Source organism: Psychrobacillus sp. (genome assembly GCF_032154225.1).
Lineage (GTDB): Bacteria > Bacillota > Bacilli > Bacillales_A > Planococcaceae > Psychrobacillus.
On record NZ_JALDYF010000009.1, the window covers coordinates 86,611 to 103,973 of the forward strand.

Annotated in this window: 15 protein-coding genes; 14 read left to right on the plus strand and 1 reads right to left on the minus strand. The window is 37.7% G+C overall.

Annotated features, from left to right (window positions below; all coding sequences use genetic code 11):
* The first annotated feature begins 7 nt into the window (after positions 1–7).
* The 4 genes from RUH95_RS13110 to RUH95_RS13125 all read left to right on the plus strand — a co-directional run bounded on the left by RUH95_RS13110 (position 8) and on the right by RUH95_RS13125 (position 6,549).
* Positions 8–628: a TetR/AcrR family transcriptional regulator gene (locus RUH95_RS13110; protein WP_313893334.1), complete on the plus strand. Its 621-nt coding sequence runs from the start codon at positions 8–10 to the stop codon at positions 626–628.
* A gap of 63 nt (positions 629–691) precedes the next feature.
* The gene (icmF, locus tag RUH95_RS13115) at positions 692–3,949 is read left to right on the plus strand and encodes a fused isobutyryl-CoA mutase/GTPase IcmF (RefSeq protein WP_313893335.1); all 3,258 of its coding nucleotides are present in this window, start codon (positions 692–694) and stop codon (positions 3,947–3,949) included.
* 317 nt (positions 3,950–4,266) lie between these two features.
* The gene (gene rpoE / locus RUH95_RS13120; RefSeq protein WP_313893336.1) at positions 4,267–4,806 is read left to right on the plus strand and encodes a DNA-directed RNA polymerase subunit delta; all 540 of its coding nucleotides are present in this window, start codon (positions 4,267–4,269) and stop codon (positions 4,804–4,806) included.
* 147 nt (positions 4,807–4,953) lie between these two features.
* Positions 4,954–6,549 carry a CTP synthase gene (locus RUH95_RS13125; protein ID WP_313893337.1) on the plus strand — a complete coding sequence of 532 codons (1,596 nt, stop codon included), beginning with the start codon at positions 4,954–4,956 and terminating at the stop codon, positions 6,547–6,549.
* Between the two features lie 157 nt (positions 6,550–6,706).
* Here the strand turns inward: RUH95_RS13125 and RUH95_RS13130 are convergent, their stop codons facing one another.
* Positions 6,707–7,228 (minus strand): DUF2529 family protein, encoded by a 522-nt coding sequence (locus RUH95_RS13130; protein WP_313893338.1) that lies wholly within the window; start codon positions 7,226–7,228, stop codon positions 6,707–6,709.
* Between the two features lie 145 nt (positions 7,229–7,373).
* Between RUH95_RS13130 and RUH95_RS13135 the strand changes: the two genes are divergently transcribed.
* The 10 genes from RUH95_RS13135 to RUH95_RS13180 all read left to right on the plus strand — a co-directional run bounded on the left by RUH95_RS13135 (position 7,374) and on the right by RUH95_RS13180 (position 17,294).
* Positions 7,374–7,733: a response regulator gene (locus RUH95_RS13135; RefSeq protein WP_313893339.1), complete on the plus strand. Its 360-nt coding sequence runs from the start codon at positions 7,374–7,376 to the stop codon at positions 7,731–7,733.
* An 85-nt stretch (positions 7,734–7,818) separates the two neighbouring features.
* Positions 7,819–8,676: a class II fructose-bisphosphate aldolase gene (locus tag RUH95_RS13140; protein ID WP_313893340.1), complete on the plus strand. Its 858-nt coding sequence runs from the start codon at positions 7,819–7,821 to the stop codon at positions 8,674–8,676.
* Positions 8,677–8,764: 88 nt separating this feature from the next.
* A complete protein-coding gene (gene fsa / locus RUH95_RS13145) occupies positions 8,765–9,412 on the plus strand; it encodes a fructose-6-phosphate aldolase (protein ID WP_313893341.1) in 648 nt (215 codons plus the stop codon).
* A gap of 19 nt (positions 9,413–9,431) precedes the next feature.
* Entirely contained in the window at positions 9,432–10,709 is a 1,278-nt protein-coding gene (locus RUH95_RS13150) for a UDP-N-acetylglucosamine 1-carboxyvinyltransferase (RefSeq protein WP_313893342.1), read from the plus strand.
* Positions 10,710–10,803: 94 nt separating this feature from the next.
* Complete coding sequence (gene glpX, locus RUH95_RS13155; protein ID WP_313893343.1) at positions 10,804–11,766, plus strand: class II fructose-bisphosphatase; 963 nt, start codon at positions 10,804–10,806, stop codon at positions 11,764–11,766.
* A 122-nt stretch (positions 11,767–11,888) separates the two neighbouring features.
* Positions 11,889–13,172: a transcription termination factor Rho gene (gene rho / locus RUH95_RS13160; protein WP_313893344.1), complete on the plus strand. Its 1,284-nt coding sequence runs from the start codon at positions 11,889–11,891 to the stop codon at positions 13,170–13,172.
* Between the two features lie 171 nt (positions 13,173–13,343).
* Positions 13,344–13,559 carry a 50S ribosomal protein L31 gene (gene rpmE, locus RUH95_RS13165; RefSeq protein ID WP_313893345.1) on the plus strand — a complete coding sequence of 72 codons (216 nt, stop codon included), beginning with the start codon at positions 13,344–13,346 and terminating at the stop codon, positions 13,557–13,559.
* An 868-nt stretch (positions 13,560–14,427) separates the two neighbouring features.
* Positions 14,428–15,561, plus strand: a complete 1,134-nt coding sequence (locus RUH95_RS13170; protein ID WP_397469506.1) for a DUF418 domain-containing protein — start codon at positions 14,428–14,430, stop codon at positions 15,559–15,561.
* Positions 15,562–15,574: 13 nt separating this feature from the next.
* Positions 15,575–16,669, plus strand: a complete 1,095-nt coding sequence (locus tag RUH95_RS13175; protein WP_313893346.1) for a sensor histidine kinase — start codon at positions 15,575–15,577, stop codon at positions 16,667–16,669.
* 19 nt (positions 16,670–16,688) lie between these two features.
* Positions 16,689–17,294 carry a response regulator gene (locus tag RUH95_RS13180; protein WP_313893347.1) on the plus strand — a complete coding sequence of 202 codons (606 nt, stop codon included), beginning with the start codon at positions 16,689–16,691 and terminating at the stop codon, positions 17,292–17,294.
* The last annotated feature ends 69 nt before the right edge of the window (positions 17,295–17,363 follow it).

Below are 17,363 nucleotides of genomic sequence, written 5' to 3' on the forward strand. Positions count from 1 at the left end.
AGTGACTATGGAAAAAAAACATGAAGTCCTAACAACCGTGAAAGATGAAAGTCTTATCGAAAAAAGGCGTCAACAAATGATTCGTGCAGCTGTTACTTTATTTAAAGAAAAAGGCTTCCACAGAACAACAACTAGAGAGATTGCAAAAGAAGCTGGCTTTAGTATCGGAACATTGTATGAATATATTCGGACAAAGGAAGATGTACTCTATTTAGTTTGCGATAGTATTTACAATGAAGTGCATGATAAACTATCGCAAATATCATTGGAAAAAGGCACAATTGAAGACTTGAAAACGGCGATCCGTCACTATTATGGGGTAATAGATGACATGCAGGATGAGTTCGTTGTTATGTATCAAGAATCGAAGTCTTTGCCAAGAGGTGCGCTTGAATATGTATTGAAAAAAGAATTAGAGATGGTAGATATCTTCCAAAAAATTCTCGTTGGCTGTATTCAAGTTGGGGAACTTGTGCTAACAGAAGCGCAAATACATCTCTATGCTCATACACTTGTCGTTCAAGGGCAAATGTGGGCATTCCGACGATGGGCTTTACGCAAGGAACATACTATCGAACAATTTACAGAACTTCAAATTCAATTTGTACTCAGTGGGATGGGGAAATGAATTAAAGAAGAACGGAAGTTTTATTTGGGATGGAAGATCTATCACAATCAAAGGAGGAACAACATGTCTACGGTAGAAGTATATCGTCCAATAAATCATGTTCGTTTTGTAACAGCATCTAGTCTTTTTGATGGACATGATGCTTCGATTAATATTATGCGTCGTATTTTACAAGCAAGTGGAGCAGAAGTAATCCACTTAGGTCATAATCGTTCAGTAGAAGAAGTAGTCAATGCTGCTATTCAAGAGGATGTTCAAGGGATTGCAATATCTTCCTATCAAGGAGGACATGTTGAATACTTCAAATACATGAAAGATTTACTCGTTGAGCGTGGAGCACCACATATCCGTATTTACGGTGGTGGCGGTGGAGTAATCATTCCAAAAGAAATAAGAGAACTACAAGAGTACGGTATTTCTGGCATTTTCTCACCGGAAGATGGCCGTAAACTAGGCTTGCAAGGCATGATCAATCGAATGCTAGTCGAGTGTGATGTACCAACGAAAGCATCTGGTGCAAAAGAAGAAATTGCTACAGTTTCGACAGAAAACCCAGAATTACTAGCACATTTAATAACAGTTGCAGAAGAAGCATATAAAACAGAAGATGCCGACGTAAAAGTAATGTTGGAACAAGCGAAAATGCTTTCTAAAGGCACTCCTGTCCTTGGTATTACGGGAACAGGTGGAGCAGGGAAAAGTTCTTTAACAGATGAATTAATTCGTCGTTTCCTTCAAGAGCTTCCAGACAAAAAAATTGCAATTGTTTCAATTGATCCAACGAAACAAAAAACAGGTGGGGCTTTACTTGGTGACCGTATTCGTATGAACGCGATTTTCAATAAGCGTGTATTTATGCGCAGCTTGGCAACACGTGGCTCTCGTACGGAATTATCTGGTGCTCTTGCAGATGTACTGGATGTTGTGAAAGTAGCAGGCTATGATTTAATTGTTGTAGAAACAAGTGGAATCGGGCAAGGAGATGCTGAAATTACAAATGTATCGGATGTTTCGATGTATGTAATGACAAGCGAATTTGGTGCACCGTCACAATTAGAAAAAATTGATATGATCGACTATGCCGATTTAATCGTTATCAATAAATTCGAAAGAAAAGGCTCGGAAGATGCGCTTCGCCAAGTACAAAAACAGTATCAACGAAGCCGTGAGCTATGGCATGATAATTTGGATGGTATGCCGGTATATGGAACCATTGCGAGTCAATTCAATGATAAAGGAACGAATTCTTTATTCGCAGCACTTGTTGCTACATTGAATGAAAAAACTGGCTCTGCATGGGAAACTTCTTATGAGCAATTTATCAAAACACAAAAACAAAATGTTATTATTCCAAACGATAGACGTTATTATCTTCGTGAAATTACAGATGCTGTTCGCGGGTATCATAGTAAATCAGAAGAGCAAGTTAGCTTTGCAAGAAGACTGTTCCAGCTAGAAGGAGCAATCGAAGTAGTCAATGAAAAAGCAGCGGATGATGTACTAGTACAATCTCTACAGTCTTTAGCAGCAGGTGTTCGTGATGAATTAACTGCGGAGTCAAAACGTATATTAGAAAATTGGGCAGCTTTGAAAGAAGCATATGCTGGCGATGAATTTGTAACGAAAGTTCGTGATAAAGAGCTGCGCACGATTCTTCGTACAGAAAGTTTATCAGGCTTAAAAATACCAAAAGTAGTGCTTCCGAAGTTTGTCGATTTTGGTGAAATATTAAGATGGGTGTATAAGGAAAATGTTCCGGGTTCATTCCCATATACAGCTGGAGTATTCCCGTTTAAACGGGAAGGGGAAGATCCGAAGCGCCAATTTGCTGGGGAAGGGACGCCAGAGCGTACTAATCGCAGATTTCACTATTTATCAAAAGATGATGATGCCAAACGTCTTTCTACTGCGTTTGACTCAGTAACTTTATATGGGGAAGATCCAGATCACCGTCCAGATATATATGGAAAAGTGGGAGAATCTGGTGTCAGTATTTGTACATTAGAAGATATGAAAAAGCTTTATGATGGATTTGATTTATGCGCACCATCGACATCCGTATCGATGACGATTAATGGGCCTGCTCCAATTATTTTAGCGATGTTTATGAATACGGCAATTGATCAGCAAGTACGTATCCGTGAAGAAGCACTTGGTCGCACACTTACGATGGAAGAATTTACGGAAGTAAAAGCTGCAACATTACAAGTTGTGCGTGGAACGGTGCAAGCGGATATTTTGAAAGAAGATCAAGGTCAAAATACTTGTATTTTCTCTACAGAATTTGCACTTCGTATGATGGGCGATATTCAACAGTATTTTATTGACCAAAAGGTTCGTAACTATTATTCTGTGTCGATTTCTGGCTATCATATTGCAGAAGCTGGAGCCAATCCGATTTCGCAGCTAGCATTTACACTAGCAAACGGCTTTACGTATGTGGAGTATTATTTAAGCCGCGGCATGAATATCGATGATTTTGCACCAAATCTATCATTCTTCTTCTCGAATGGTTTAGATCCAGAATATACGGTAATTGGCCGAGTTGCTCGCCGTATTTGGGCTGTCGTTATGCGTGACAAATATGGTGCGAATGATCGCAGTCAAAAACTGAAATACCATGTACAAACTTCGGGTAGAAGCTTACATGCGCAGGAAATTGACTTCAACGATATTCGTACAACATTACAAGCATTGATGGCATTACAAGATAATTGTAACTCGCTTCATACAAATGCTTATGACGAAGCAATTACAACACCAACGGAGGAATCGGTTCGTCGAGCAATGGCGATTCAAATGATTATTACAAAAGAGCATGGATTATCAAAAAATGAAAATCCATTACAAGGAGCATTCATTGTGGAAGAAATGACTGACCTTGTAGAAGAAGCTGTTTTGGCTGAATTTGATCGCATGAATGATCGTGGCGGTGTTCTAGGCGCGATGGAAACGCAATATCAACGAGGCAAAATTCAAGAAGAGTCCATGCATTACGAAATGAAAAAACATACTGGTGAGCTACCAATTATCGGTGTAAATACTTATTTGAATCCAAATCCTGCTTCTGAAGAGGATATTAATAATATGGAAATTGCACGTGCAACAACAGAAGAAAAGGAAACGCAAATTGCTAATCTCCGAAACTTTCAAGAGAAGCACGAAGCCGAAACAGCAGAAGCTCTTAGTCAATTGAAGCAAGTAGCTATTACAGGTGGCAATATTTTTGAAGAACTAATGTCAACGGTTCAAAAAGCAAGTTTAGGTCAAATTACGAATGCCCTTTACGAAGTAGGCGGACAATATAGAAGAAATATGTAAAAAAAATGAGTGTCTCGATGTATTTTCGGGACACTTTTCTTCTTTTTTTGTATAATGAAATGAATAAGCAGTGGAGGAGAGTTGGGATGAAAACGTCTATTCACATAATGGTCATTATAATACTCCTACTACTCACAGTTTTCCTATATAATAGACAATTGGGATCAATTCCTTTACTCGTGCTTTCTTTTTATTTATTTACATTAGCGGGAGCGAAGATTTCCCTTTCCAAAAAGAACAAATGAATGTAGCATAGAACATAAATGTTTGTATATAATGGAAAGTATGCAAACGGACAGAGAAAGGACGTGCACGATTTGAATTTTCGTAAAATGACGACAGCACAACTACAGGAAGAATCGCTAATAGATTTAGGATTTGCAATTTTAGAAGATAAGAAAAGTTCATTAACATTAACGGAGCTATTTGAGGCAATCCAAAAGTTAAATGAATTTACAGATGAAGATATGGCAGCACGTAAACCACAATTTTACACGGACATGAATATCGATGGCCGTTTTTTAGCAACTGCTGAAAACCAATGGGGACTTAGAGAGTGGTACCCAGTTGATCAAATTGAAGAAGAAACAGCCCCTACAGTTAAAGTGCGTAAAAAGAAAGCCAAAAATGCAGACGATGATGATCTGGATGATATTGAAGAAGATGAAATTGTATTTGAAGAAGAATTCGATGAATTTGTTGAAGAAGACGATGAAGAGGAAGAGGTAGTCGACTTTGTTGGAGCTGAAATCGATGAAGTAATCGAAGAAGATTTAATCGATGAAGACGAAGATGAGTTCGAAGTTATCGACGAAGATGAGGATTTAGATGATGAAGATTTAGAAGACGAAGAATAATTCTTGACTTCTTCTTCTGTACGCTATAAGATTCTATTGGGCTCTTTTTGAAGAGACATTACTCATGTGCATATGCGCTCCCCTGCCGAACAGCAGGCGGGGCGCTTTTTGTTATTGTATATACAACAATTAGAGGAGGAACAAAAAATGACAAAATTTATTTTTGTTACTGGTGGAGTTGTATCTTCATTAGGAAAAGGAATTACAGCAGCATCACTAGGACGTTTATTGAAAAACAGAGGGTTAAACGTAACGATTCAAAAATTTGATCCGTATATTAACTTAGACCCAGGGACGATGAGTCCATACCAACACGGAGAAGTTTTTGTAACAGATGATGGTGCTGAAACAGATTTAGACTTAGGTCACTATGAGCGTTTCATCGATATTAATTTAAACAAATACTCGAATATTACAACAGGAAAAGTGTATTCTTCTGTTTTAAGAAAAGAGCGTCGTGGAGATTATAATGGTGGAACTGTACAAGTTATTCCACATATTACAAACGAAATTAAAGATCGCTTATTTTTAGCTGCAAAAGAAACGAATGCAGATATCGTTATTACAGAAATCGGTGGAACAGTTGGAGATATCGAATCACTTCCATTCCTAGAAACGATTCGCCAAATGAAACGTGATGTAGGTAGCCGAAATGTTATGTATATTCACTGTACTCTTGTTCCTTTTATCAAAGCTGCTGGTGAGATTAAAACAAAACCAACACAACATAGTGTAAAAGAATTACGCAGTCTAGGTATTCAACCAAATGTTATTGTTGTGCGTTCTGAAATGCCAGTTCCTCAAGATATGAAAGATAAAATTGCTCTTTTCTGTGATATCGAGGCAAGTGAAGTAATTGAATGTATCGATGCAGATACGCTATACGAAATTCCATTAGCACTTCAAGCACAAAATTTGGATCAAATCGTTGTAGATCATTTACAAATGGAAACAAAAGATGCGGATATGACAGACTGGAAAGCACTAGTTGACCAAGTAAAATCACTATCGAAAAAAGTTCGAATTGGTTTAGTTGGTAAGTACGTAGAACTGCAAGATGCATACATTTCTGTAGTAGAAGCAATGAAACATGCAGGCTATAAATTCGACGCAGATGTAGAAGTGAAATGGGTTAATGCGGAAGAAGTAAATGATGCGAACGTTGCAGAAATCCTTTCAGACGTTGACGGAATCATTGTCCCAGGTGGATTCGGTGACCGTGGTGTTGAAGGTAAAATCTCTGCTACAAAATTTGCGCGTGAAAACAATGTACCTTTCTTTGGTATTTGTTTAGGAATGCAATTAGCAACAGTTGAATTTGCACGTTCTATTTTAGAACTTCAAGGTGCTCATTCTTCTGAATTAAATCCAAAAACGGCACACCCAATTATTGATTTATTGCCAGAACAAAAAGATGTGGAAGACTTAGGTGGAACGCTTCGTCTTGGCCTCTTCCCATGTAAATTAACTGTTGGTTCAAAAGCGTATGAAGCATATGGTGAAGAATTAGTATACGAACGTCACCGTCACCGTTATGAGTTTAACAATGAATACCGTGAGCAGTTCGAAGCAGCAGGATTTGTGTTCTCTGGTACAAGCCCAGATGGTCGTTTAATCGAAATTATCGAGCTTCCAGATCACCCATTCTTCGTAGCTTCTCAGTTCCATCCGGAGTTTGTGTCACGTCCACAACGTCCACAACCATTATTCCGAGAGTTCATCAGAGCTGCAGTAGGTAACTAAAATATAGAAAAGCAGTTCGACTTGTCGAACTGCTTTTTGCTTTTTATGGGGAAAATAAACTGAAAGGTGCAAAGAGGCAAGCGAAAGCTCCATAAAGCCAAATAAAGCCTCAAAAAAAACCAAAACACAACAAAAAAATGCCCAAGAACATTATCCCTTAATCTTCTTCCCCAATAAGCATTTCATCTAGCTTCATTTTCACTGCCTCATACACAAACATGGCACTAAGTGCATACGGCAAAACAATACGACTACCATCCTCAGCAGGAAGCAACCCTTTCGCAAGCTTCAATGAAACATACGTATAAGCCAAATTAGACAACTCATTTTCATCACTTGCAGGCTCTGCGGCAGTTACGCTAAAAGGAATAAATGCATCATGTAACTGCTTTGCAAGTGCCAAAACATCAATATCCTTACTTGATCTTGCAATAATCCAGACACGGTCTGCACTCGTCAGCTGTTTATCGGCTGTCCAAATTTTCATACTTGGAAAAGATTCGGCAGCATACTTTGCATTTACCGTAATACTTTCCATTTCTCCAAACGTCGCAAAATAAATAAAACCTTCTCTTGCAGCAGCTTGTGCAAGCAGTCGGGCAGTTTCTTCTATATTTTCTTCTTCGGAAGTAGCAATTTTTTGAATGAGCCCGGAAAGCTGTGTAGTTAACATTTTCATTGTATAATCACCTCTCCTCAATTATAGAAGAGGAAATGAAAAACGCAAAATAAGTAATTTTATAAAATTTATGAAGGAATGTGGAAACTTTTGGCGAATAGGTAATAGTAAGGGATGGGGGAAATAAAAAAGGAGATTAAATATTGTGAAGCACTTATTAATTGTTGATGATCAATTGGGGATTAGGATGCTTTTAAAAGAAGTCTTTTCGCAAGAAGGGTACGAAGTAAGTTTAGCGTCTAATGGTTTTGAGGCGCTTCAAATTATGGAAGAGCAAAAAATAGATGGTGTTTTATTAGATATGAAAATACCTGGAATGGATGGCATTCAAATTTTGAAAAAGTTGAAGGAAAAGTGGCCGAAGCTTCCAGTTATGATGATGACTGCTTATGGAGAGTTAAACTTAATCCAAGAGTCAATCAGCTTAGGTGCAGCTCTTTATTTTACAAAGCCTTTTGACATATTTGAAGTTCGGGATGCGGTGAATAAAGAATTAAATAGATAGTATACATACAGGCAGTGGAAAACATCGCCTGTTTTTGTTATGATGAAAAAAGAATTGAGAAACATAATAGAGGAGGTCCATTTCAATGGCTTTAGTATCGATGAAAGAAATGCTTGAAAAAGGGAAAAAAGAAGGATATGCAGTAGGGCAGTTTAATATTAATAATCTTGAATTCACACAAGCTATTTTACAAGCGGCTGAAGAAGAGAAATCACCAGTTATTTTAGGTGTTTCAGAAGGTGCTGCAAAATATATGGGTGGCTTCACAACAGTTGTACATATGGTAAAAGGTCTGATGGTAGATTATCAAACAACGGTACCAGTAGCAATTCATTTAGACCACGGTTCAAGCTTTGATAAATGTAAAGCTGCAATTGATGCAGGCTTCACTTCTGTTATGATTGACGCATCTCATCATCCATTTGAAGAGAATGTAGAAATTACTTCAAAAGTAGTAGAATATGCGCATGAACGCAATGTATCTGTAGAAGCTGAGCTTGGAACAGTTGGCGGACAAGAAGACGACGTAATTGCAGAGGGCGTTATTTATGCGGATCCTGCTGAATGTGCGGATCTTGTAAAACGTACAGCTATCGACTGTTTAGCACCAGCACTAGGGTCAGTTCATGGTCCATATAAAGGTGAACCGAACTTAGGTTTTAAAGAAATGGAAGAAATTTCTCAATTAGCAGACCTTCCACTAGTACTTCACGGCGGTACAGGAATCCCAACACATGATATTACACGTGCTATTTCTCTTGGAACTGCAAAAATTAACGTAAATACAGAAAACCAAATTTCTGCTACAAAAGCAATTCGTGACTATTTGAATGCAAACTTAGATCAATATGATCCACGTAAATATTTAATCCCAGCACGTGAAGCGATTAAAGCAACTGTTGCTGGCAAAATGCGCGAATTTGGTAGTTCAAACAAAGCATAATAACGGACAAATATAAAAAATAAAGGAGAAGAGTTCGTAACCAAAAGAACCTTCTCCTATTTTTCCATCCTGAGGAGGACATATTAACATGAAATTTTTTATCGACACAGCAAACTTTGAGGAAATAAAAGAAGCGCACGCATGGGGGATTTTATCGGGTGTTACGACGAACCCATCATTAGTAGCAAAAGAGAACATTTCTTTTCACGATCGTCTTCGTGAAATCACTGCATTAGTAGATGGATCTGTTAGTGCAGAAGTAATCGCATTAGATGCTGAAGGTATGATTAAAGAAGGAAGAGAACTTGCTGCAATTGCACCAAATATTACAGTGAAATTACCAATGACTCCTGAAGGACTTAAAGCTTGTTCGGTTTTCCGTGCAGAAGGAATTAAAACGAATGTTACTTTAATTTTTAGTGCAAACCAAGCATTGCTTGCAGCTCGTGCAGGTGCGACATATGTATCTCCTTTCTTAGGACGTTTAGATGATATTGGGCATGATGGTATGGAGCTAATCGCAAAAATTGCTACCATTTTTGATATTCATAATATTGATACAGAAATTATTGCTGCTTCTATTAGACACCCACAACATATTACAGATGCTGCATTAAACGGTGCGCATATTTCTACAACACCATTTAAAGTATTGCAACAATTATTCCACCACCCTCTGACGGATAAAGGAATTGAAGGATTTTTAGCTGACTGGAACAATCGTAAAAGCGAGTAACAGGATGAAGGAGAAACATATGGATGTTTATAAAGTAAAAGGGGGAAATCGTCTGCAAGGAACGATTAAAGTAAGTGGTGCTAAGAATAGTGCAGTGGCACTTATTCCCGCTTCTTTATTGGCGAATTCCCCAGTAACTATAGAAGGTTTACCTGAAATTTTAGACGTTTGGACATTGAAAGAAATTTTAGAAGAACTAGGAGCTCATGTTACGTTTGCAGATGGAACGATGACAATAGATCCGACAAATGTAGTAGACATGGCCCTCCCGAATGGCAATATTAAAAAGCTTCGAGCATCCTATTATTTAATGGGAGCACTTCTTGGCCGATTTAAAAAGGCTGCAATTGGACTTCCAGGTGGATGTCATCTAGGCCCACGTCCAATTGATCAGCATATTAAAGGGTTTGAAGCATTGGGTGCTTCTGTATCGAATGAGTATGGAGCTATTTACTTGCGAGCAGAAGAATTAGTCGGCTCCAAAATATACTTAGACGTTGTGAGTGTTGGTGCAACGATTAATATTATGCTGGCAGCCGTTCTGGCAAAAGGTAGAACGATTATTGAAAATGCTGCAAAAGAGCCAGAAATTATCGATGTTGCTACACTATTATCGAATATGGGTGCTAACATAAAAGGTGCAGGAACAAATGTTATTCGTATAGATGGCGTAGAAGAATTACATGGAACAAAGCATACAATTATTCCAGATCGTATTGAAGCAGGCACATTCATGATTATGGCCGCAGTTGCAGGCGACGGTGTTGTAATTGATAATGTCATTCCTTTTCACGTCGAAGCATTAACTGCCAAGCTTCGTGAAATGGGAGTTAAAGTCGAAGAATATGAGGAAAAGATTTTCATTCCGAAAACGACAAACTTGCAAGCTGTTGATGTTAAAACGCTTGTTTACCCAGGCTTCCCAACAGATTTACAACAACCCTTTTCTGTGTTAATGACGCAAGCAACAGGTACTTCTGTTATTACAGATACAATTTACTCTGCTCGTTTCAAACAGATTGATGAGCTTCGAAGAATGAATGCAAATGGACGTGTAGATGGCAGAACAGCTATTATTACAGGTCCAGTACCTCTAGAAGCAGCAACTGTACGCGCAAGTGATTTGCGTGCTGGTGCAGCACTTGTCATTGCAGGTTTGTTGGCTGATGGAGAAACAGAAATTCAAGATATTTTTCATATTGAGCGGGGTTATAGCTCAATTATCGAAAAGCTTCAAGGAATTGGAGCAGATATAAGACGAGTGGAAATCAAAGAAATAGAAGTTAATAATGAGTAAATTCCATCTTATTTTATTTTAAAAATATGCTACAATGTAACAGGAAGTAAGACAGGACGGATTAATAAACCGTAAAACGGGAGGCATATATTAGATGGAACGTAGTTTATCAATGGAGTTAGTTCGCGTTACAGAAGCAGCGGCACTTGCATCTGCACGTTGGATGGGACGCGGATTAAAAAATGAAGCAGACGACGCAGCAACTACTGCGATGCGTACAGTTTTCGATACTATTCCAATGGAAGGTATTGTCGTAATTGGGGAAGGTGAAATGGACGAAGCACCGATGTTGTATATCGGAGAAAAACTTGGTCATAGCATTGGTGGTCCTCAAGTAGATGTAGCAGTAGATCCTTTGGAAGGAACGAATATAGTTGCAGCAGGCGGCTGGAATGCATTAGCAGTACTTGCAGTTGCAGATCGTGGAAATTTACTTCATGCTCCAGATATGTATATGGAAAAACTCGCTGTAGGTCCGGAATCTGTTGGACAAGTAGATATTAACGCATCTGTTGTTGATAACTTAAGAGCAGTAGCTCGTGCAAAAAATAAAGACATTGAAGATGTGGTGGCAACTATTTTAGGCCGTCCACGCCACGAAAAAATTATCGAGGAAATCAGAGCTGCTGGAGCTCGTATTAAGCTAATTACAGATGGTGATGTAGCTGGGGCTATTAATACGGCATTTGATAATACTGGTGTCGATATACTATTTGGTATGGGTGGAGCACCTGAAGGAGTTATTTCTGCAGTAGGTTTAAAATGCTTAGGTGGAGAAATACAAGGAAGACTTATGCCACAAGATGAATCAGAATTAGCTCGTTGTATTAAAATGGGTCTAGATGTAAATAAAATTTTACGTATGGAAGACTTAGTAAAAGGCGACGATGCAATTTTTGCAGCAACGGGAGTAACAGATGGAGAGCTTCTAAGAGGGGTACAGTTTAAAGGTGCTTTCGGTTCTACTCATTCTATCGTTATGCGTGCAAAATCAGGAACAATTCGATTTGTTGAAGGCCGTCATAGCTTAAACAAAAAACCGAATTTAGTTTTATAAGCTTTAACTTTCCTTATGTATACCCGGTTATTTAAAACCGGGTATCCTCTTAGTAAACTTCATCCCTATTTAACCCAAAAAAGATAACACAATAAAATATTATAAAGAGTGGTGCCTTACCGATGACCCAAACTACAATCAATGAATTAGAAAACATGACGTTAAAAGAACTTTATGCACTAGCGCGAAAATTTAAAATTGCTTCATACAGTAAGTTAACAAAAAAAGAACTTATTTTTGCTATTTTAAAAACTCGTGCAGAGCAAGAAGGCTTTTTCTTCATGGAAGGTGTTTTAGAAATTATCCAACAAGAAGGCTTTGGATTTTTACGTCCAATAAATTACTCTCCTAGTTCGGAAGATATTTATATTTCCGCTTCCCAAATTAGAAGATTTGACCTTCGTAACGGAGACAAAGTAACAGGAAAAGTGCGACCTCCGAAGGAAAGTGAACGTTATTATGGTTTATTACATGTTGAGCTAGTAAATGGAGAAGATCCAGAAATAGCAAAAGAACGTGTACATTTCCCAGGGCTTACAGCATTGTATCCTGATCGCCATATTAAGTTAGAAACGGATGCGGAACACTTATCGACGCGTATTATGGATTTAGTATCACCAGTTGGATTTGGACAACGTGGGTTAATCGTTGCTCCACCAAAAGCTGGGAAAACATTATTAATAAAAGAAATTGCTAACTCTATTACTACGAATCACCCGGATGCAGAATTGATTGTTTTATTGATAGATGAACGTCCAGAAGAAGTGACAGATATTGAGCGTTCTGTAAAAGCGGATGTTGTTAGTTCAACATTTGATGAAGTTCCAGAAAATCACGTAAAAGTAGCGGAGCTTGTATTAGAAAGAGCAATGCGTTTAGTAGAGCATAAGAGAGACGTAGTTATTTTGATGGACTCTATTACTAGACTTGCTCGTGCGTATAACTTAGTTATTCCACCAAGCGGACGTACATTATCTGGTGGTATTGATCCGGCAGCATTCCATCGTCCGAAACGATTTTTCGGTGCAGCGCGTAATATTGAAGAAGGTGGAAGCTTAACAATTTTGGCTACTGCTTTAGTAGATACTGGATCCCGTATGGACGAAGTTATTTATGAAGAGTTTAAAGGAACTGGAAACATGGAACTTCATCTGGATAGAAACCTTGCAGAACGTCGGATTTTCCCAGCGTTAGATATCCGTCGTTCAGGGACACGAAAAGAAGAACTACTTATTCCAAAAGAACAGCTTGATAAACTTTGGGCTATTCGTAAAACTTTCTCTGACACCTCTGATTTTGCAGAACGTTTCTTGAAAAAGTTACGTCAAACAAAAACAAACGAAGCTTTCTTCGAGCAATTAGCAGAAGAGATGAAGGCTCACCGCAGCGGAAAAGTATCACTATAAGGCTTTTTTGTATGTACGAAAGCTTGCATAGAAAAGAATGATATGGTATTATATCATTCGTAAGAATAAATTTTTCTGCTACATATACGATTGGCATTTACGGATCGTGTAAGGTATCAGTTTCATAGCCAACTCTGTTCCAGATGGTTCAGGGCGAGAGGAGAGATACAGATGAAAGCAGGAATTCATCCGGAATACAAAGAAGCAACAGTATCATGTTCATGTGGTAACGCATTTACAACTGGTTCTGTAAAATCAGACATTAAAGTCGAGTTCTGTAACGAATGTCATCCATTTTACACTGGACGTCAAAAATTCGCAGCAGCAGATGGTCGTGTTGATCGCTTCAACAAAAAATACGGCATCAAAGAAGAAATTCAAAACTAAGAACCTAGTACCTGTAAGGCACACTGTGCTTTGCAGGTATTTTTAAATGGCCAAAAAAGTATATGAATTAGTTAGCAAGGATTCCGTTCCTAGCGGACGTAGCTTCAATCTCCTCGTCGAAAAAAGAGTGCTCCTGCGATTACTCGTCGCATAAAACACCCGCTGTTCCCGCCCGAGTCGCTGCTTTCCACTCCATCCAACTAGTTTAGAAGAATGTAATCATATTTTTTCAAATCTAGTTTTTTTTACGAAGTACTTATTTTTCTGTTTTTTTAGATAGTAAGCAGAGAATCGAATCTGTTGGGAACGAGAATAATTTGTCATTCCTTCTTTCTTGTTAAAAAGGTAAAGTTTATTTTTGTAAGTAGCAAGTACTCATACAGCACACTAAATCAAGATGTAGATGTGTCTCTTTGAAAAAAATACAAGAGCCGCCAAAATTGCATCTTTGGCGGCTTCAAATGATATAGAATGTCACTTGCTTCTTCTATTGCCAAAAATATTTAACTACTTGGCGTGGGAGTTGAAGGCGAATATTTGCCATACGATGACCGAACAAAAAGTGCGTTGGAAGTGGCGTAACCGCTTCCAACGCATCCCCGTTCATCGTATAGCCTAATGAGAAACCTAGAGCGAGCCGGAAACTAATGTTTTGGTTTTAAAAGGCACTTACGTTTTCCTTAATAATTTGGGCTAATTTTATACTTGGCCTTATTTTCATTATTTTAAATGAATCTTTTGTAGTTACTCGTCTCAAAAGTATTTTATGACACCTGTCATAAAATACTTTTGACTAATGTGAATGTGATTACAATACATTAATCGGTATCATTTTCTTATAAGAAAAATTAAGAGAAGAGTGATATCGATGATGGAAATTAACAAAAGGTTACCTTTAATAGATATTTTGCGTGGCTTTGCAGTATTAGGAACGCTCGGTACAAACATTTGGATTTTTGCATATTTAGGAGACTTATCTTACATAACGACTAGTAATTATTCGGGTTGGTGGTCATTCGAAGATTTTTTTAGAATGCTCGTACTATTTTTGGTAAATGGAAAACTGCTTGGACTTTTAACGATTATGTTTGGTGTTGGCTTAGAAATGAAGTACCAGCAAGCGATTCGAAAAGGGACTGCTTGGCCGGGTGTATATGTTTGGACTATTTTGTTTTTACTGTTAGAAGGATTCATTCATTTTACACTAGTAATGGAATATGACATTTTAATGAGCTATGCTGTGACAGCGATCATCGTTTCATTGATTTTGAAAGGTGGAGACCGTTTTATAAAACGTGCTCTAATTATTATTGGAAGTTTTCATGTGGCCATTATTGTACTTGTTTTAATAAGCGCATTATTAGGGGCGAATATGTCAGTAGGTAGCTTTGATTGGATTGTAACGTTATATCAACAAGGTGCTTGGTTCGAGCAAGTTCAAAATCGTTTAGCTAATTTTGTTTATTTTAGATCAGAAGCGATTTTAATTATACCGATGAACATCTTTTTGTTTTTACTTGGTGTACGCCTAATGCGTGCGGGTGTATTTTCCCCAGATGAAAATGGTCGTGCATGTCGGAAAAAGCTATTTTCAATTGGGATATATATTGGTGTGCCATTAAATTTGTTCATTTTTATTCCAGGTGGAGCTTTTGATTTTCCTGTTCGTTATTTATTTGCGCCTATCATGTCACTCGGCTATATAGGGCTTTTAGGAAAGTTGATAGAATATAAGAAGTGGGACTGGCTGTGGAAACGTTTTGAAGAAGTCGGGAAAATGTCTTTAAGTTGCTACGTACTACAAAACTTAATAGCATCTACTATTTTTTATGGTTGGGGCTTTGGTTTAGGTGGAAAACTTGGTAGCATAGAGATTATTATTAGTTGGGGATTTATCTCGCTAATACAGCTTTTGTTTGCTCACATATGTATAAAAAGATTTCAATTCGGACCATTAGAATGGGTTCGAAGACGTGCAATCCAAGCTGTCGTGTCTAGATAATTCGATAAGGCTGGTGGTAAAAATTAAAATTTATCCAAGGGAACAAGCGAAACAATATTTAATAATTGATGTAATCACAATTATATTCTTTATTACGATGGTACTAAGCTCGAACTCTGATTTATCACTATTATCAAAGATTGTTCTAATAGTACTAATACTAATTTCATTTTATATTGCATTATGGTATAGAGATTGGCGGCTATTGATAGCTTCATTATTAGGTTTCTCGTTACTTACGATTGTTAGTATTTTTGAAGGAGCCATAATGCTAACCTTTGGATTTCTATTTGCTGATTTAGTCGGAAGAGCTAGAGTGAAATGGCATATCGGTCTAGCAATGATAGTGATTGCGCTTATGTTTGTCGTCGTTTTATGGTTTGAGACTGGTCAGTTCCTAAAAATAGATCCACCGATTTTAATTCCGATTATGATGATTCAAATAGTATTACCTGGCCTTATCTACTTTCTTGAAAAAACAAAAAAACTACAAGGCGAGTTAGCAGAAGTTAACAAACAGTTTGTTCTGCAAGAAGAAAGGCACCGAATTGCAAGAGACCTTCATGATACAATTGGTCATACATTAACAATGATCAAATTAAAAACCGAGCTGACAACAAAACTAGTGGATAAAGATCTGCTTAGGGTAAAAAATGAGCTAGATGATATATTAACTACAACTAGAACAGCTTTAAAACAAGTGAGGGAACTTGTTTCAGATATGAGGTTCATTTCCTTAGAAAGTGAGTTAATAAATTCGAGTAAACTAATGAAAACAGCTGGTATTTCCTTTACCCTTCATAAGAAAGATTCATCCGTTCTTTTATCGAGTGTGGAAGAAACAATGGTCTCATTATGTGTTAGAGAAGCTATGACAAATATTATAAAACATAGTCAAGCAAAGCATTGTGCTGTTCACATTGAAATATCAAATCAAGTTTATACTCTTCAAATAATAGACGATGGTATTGGATCGGCAAGTGAAGGTCGTGGGAATGGTATTACTTCCATGAAGGAGCGTATGCATGCGCTACAAGGAACCGCCTTTATTGAAGATACTTCAATTGGAGGAACTGTTGTAACTATAAAATTCCCTATCCCTCATTAAGAAAGGATGAGTTACTTTCATGATACGTGTGATAATAGCAGAAGATCAACAGATGCTACGCGGAGCATTAACATCATTATTATCGTTTGAGCCTGATATAGAAGTAGTGGCAGAAGTGTCAGACGGGCAACAAGCTTGGGAATATATTCAGAGCGAAACACCTGATGTTTGCATTTTAGATATTGAAATGCCTCATATTACTGGACTAGAACTTGCAGGAAGAATTAGAGATGCTCATTTACCTTGTAAAGTTATGATTGTTACAACATTTGCGCGTCCTGGTTACTTGCAAAAGGCGATGGACTATCAGGTAAGTGGCTATTTGCTGAAGGATGAGCCGATTGATTATTTAATTGAAGCAATTCGAAAGGTAATGGCTGGGGAGAATGTTGTCAGTCGAGATTTAGCTGCTACTCTGTTTATGAAAGAACAAAACCCATTGAATGAACGAGAGATTGTAGTACTAAGATTAGTTAAAGAGGGTTTAACGACAACGGAGATTAGTAAGAAACTATTTTTAACAAAAGGAACGATTCGAAACTATTTATCTACTTCTATTCAAAAACTTCATGTAGAGTCTAGACAACAAGCTGTAAATAGTGCAAGTGAGAAAGGGTGGCTCTAACTATAAAAAGTGACTATCTGCCATGAAGCACATTTCCAGTATAAATAAAAGACAAGATTTTTATTTTTT

Coding starts and splice junctions, on each gene's coding strand:
- RUH95_RS13110 (WP_313893334.1), top strand. CDS start 8: ATGGAAAAAAAACATGAAGTCCTAACAACCGTGAAAGATGAAAGTCTT.
- icmF (WP_313893335.1), top strand. CDS start 692: ATGTCTACGGTAGAAGTATATCGTCCAATAAATCATGTTCGTTTTGTA.
- RUH95_RS13125 (WP_313893337.1), top strand. CDS start 4,954: ATGACAAAATTTATTTTTGTTACTGGTGGAGTTGTATCTTCATTAGGA.
- RUH95_RS13130 (WP_313893338.1), bottom strand. CDS start 7,228: ATGAAAATGTTAACTACACAGCTTTCCGGGCTCATTCAAAAAATTGCT.
- RUH95_RS13140 (WP_313893340.1), top strand. CDS start 7,819: ATGGCTTTAGTATCGATGAAAGAAATGCTTGAAAAAGGGAAAAAAGAA.
- fsa (WP_313893341.1), top strand. CDS start 8,765: ATGAAATTTTTTATCGACACAGCAAACTTTGAGGAAATAAAAGAAGCG.
- RUH95_RS13150 (WP_313893342.1), top strand. CDS start 9,432: ATGGATGTTTATAAAGTAAAAGGGGGAAATCGTCTGCAAGGAACGATT.
- glpX (WP_313893343.1), top strand. CDS start 10,804: ATGGAACGTAGTTTATCAATGGAGTTAGTTCGCGTTACAGAAGCAGCG.
- rho (WP_313893344.1), top strand. CDS start 11,889: ATGACCCAAACTACAATCAATGAATTAGAAAACATGACGTTAAAAGAA.
- rpmE (WP_313893345.1), top strand. CDS start 13,344: ATGAAAGCAGGAATTCATCCGGAATACAAAGAAGCAACAGTATCATGT.
- RUH95_RS13170 (WP_397469506.1), top strand. CDS start 14,428: ATGATGGAAATTAACAAAAGGTTACCTTTAATAGATATTTTGCGTGGC.
- RUH95_RS13180 (WP_313893347.1), top strand. CDS start 16,689: ATGATACGTGTGATAATAGCAGAAGATCAACAGATGCTACGCGGAGCA.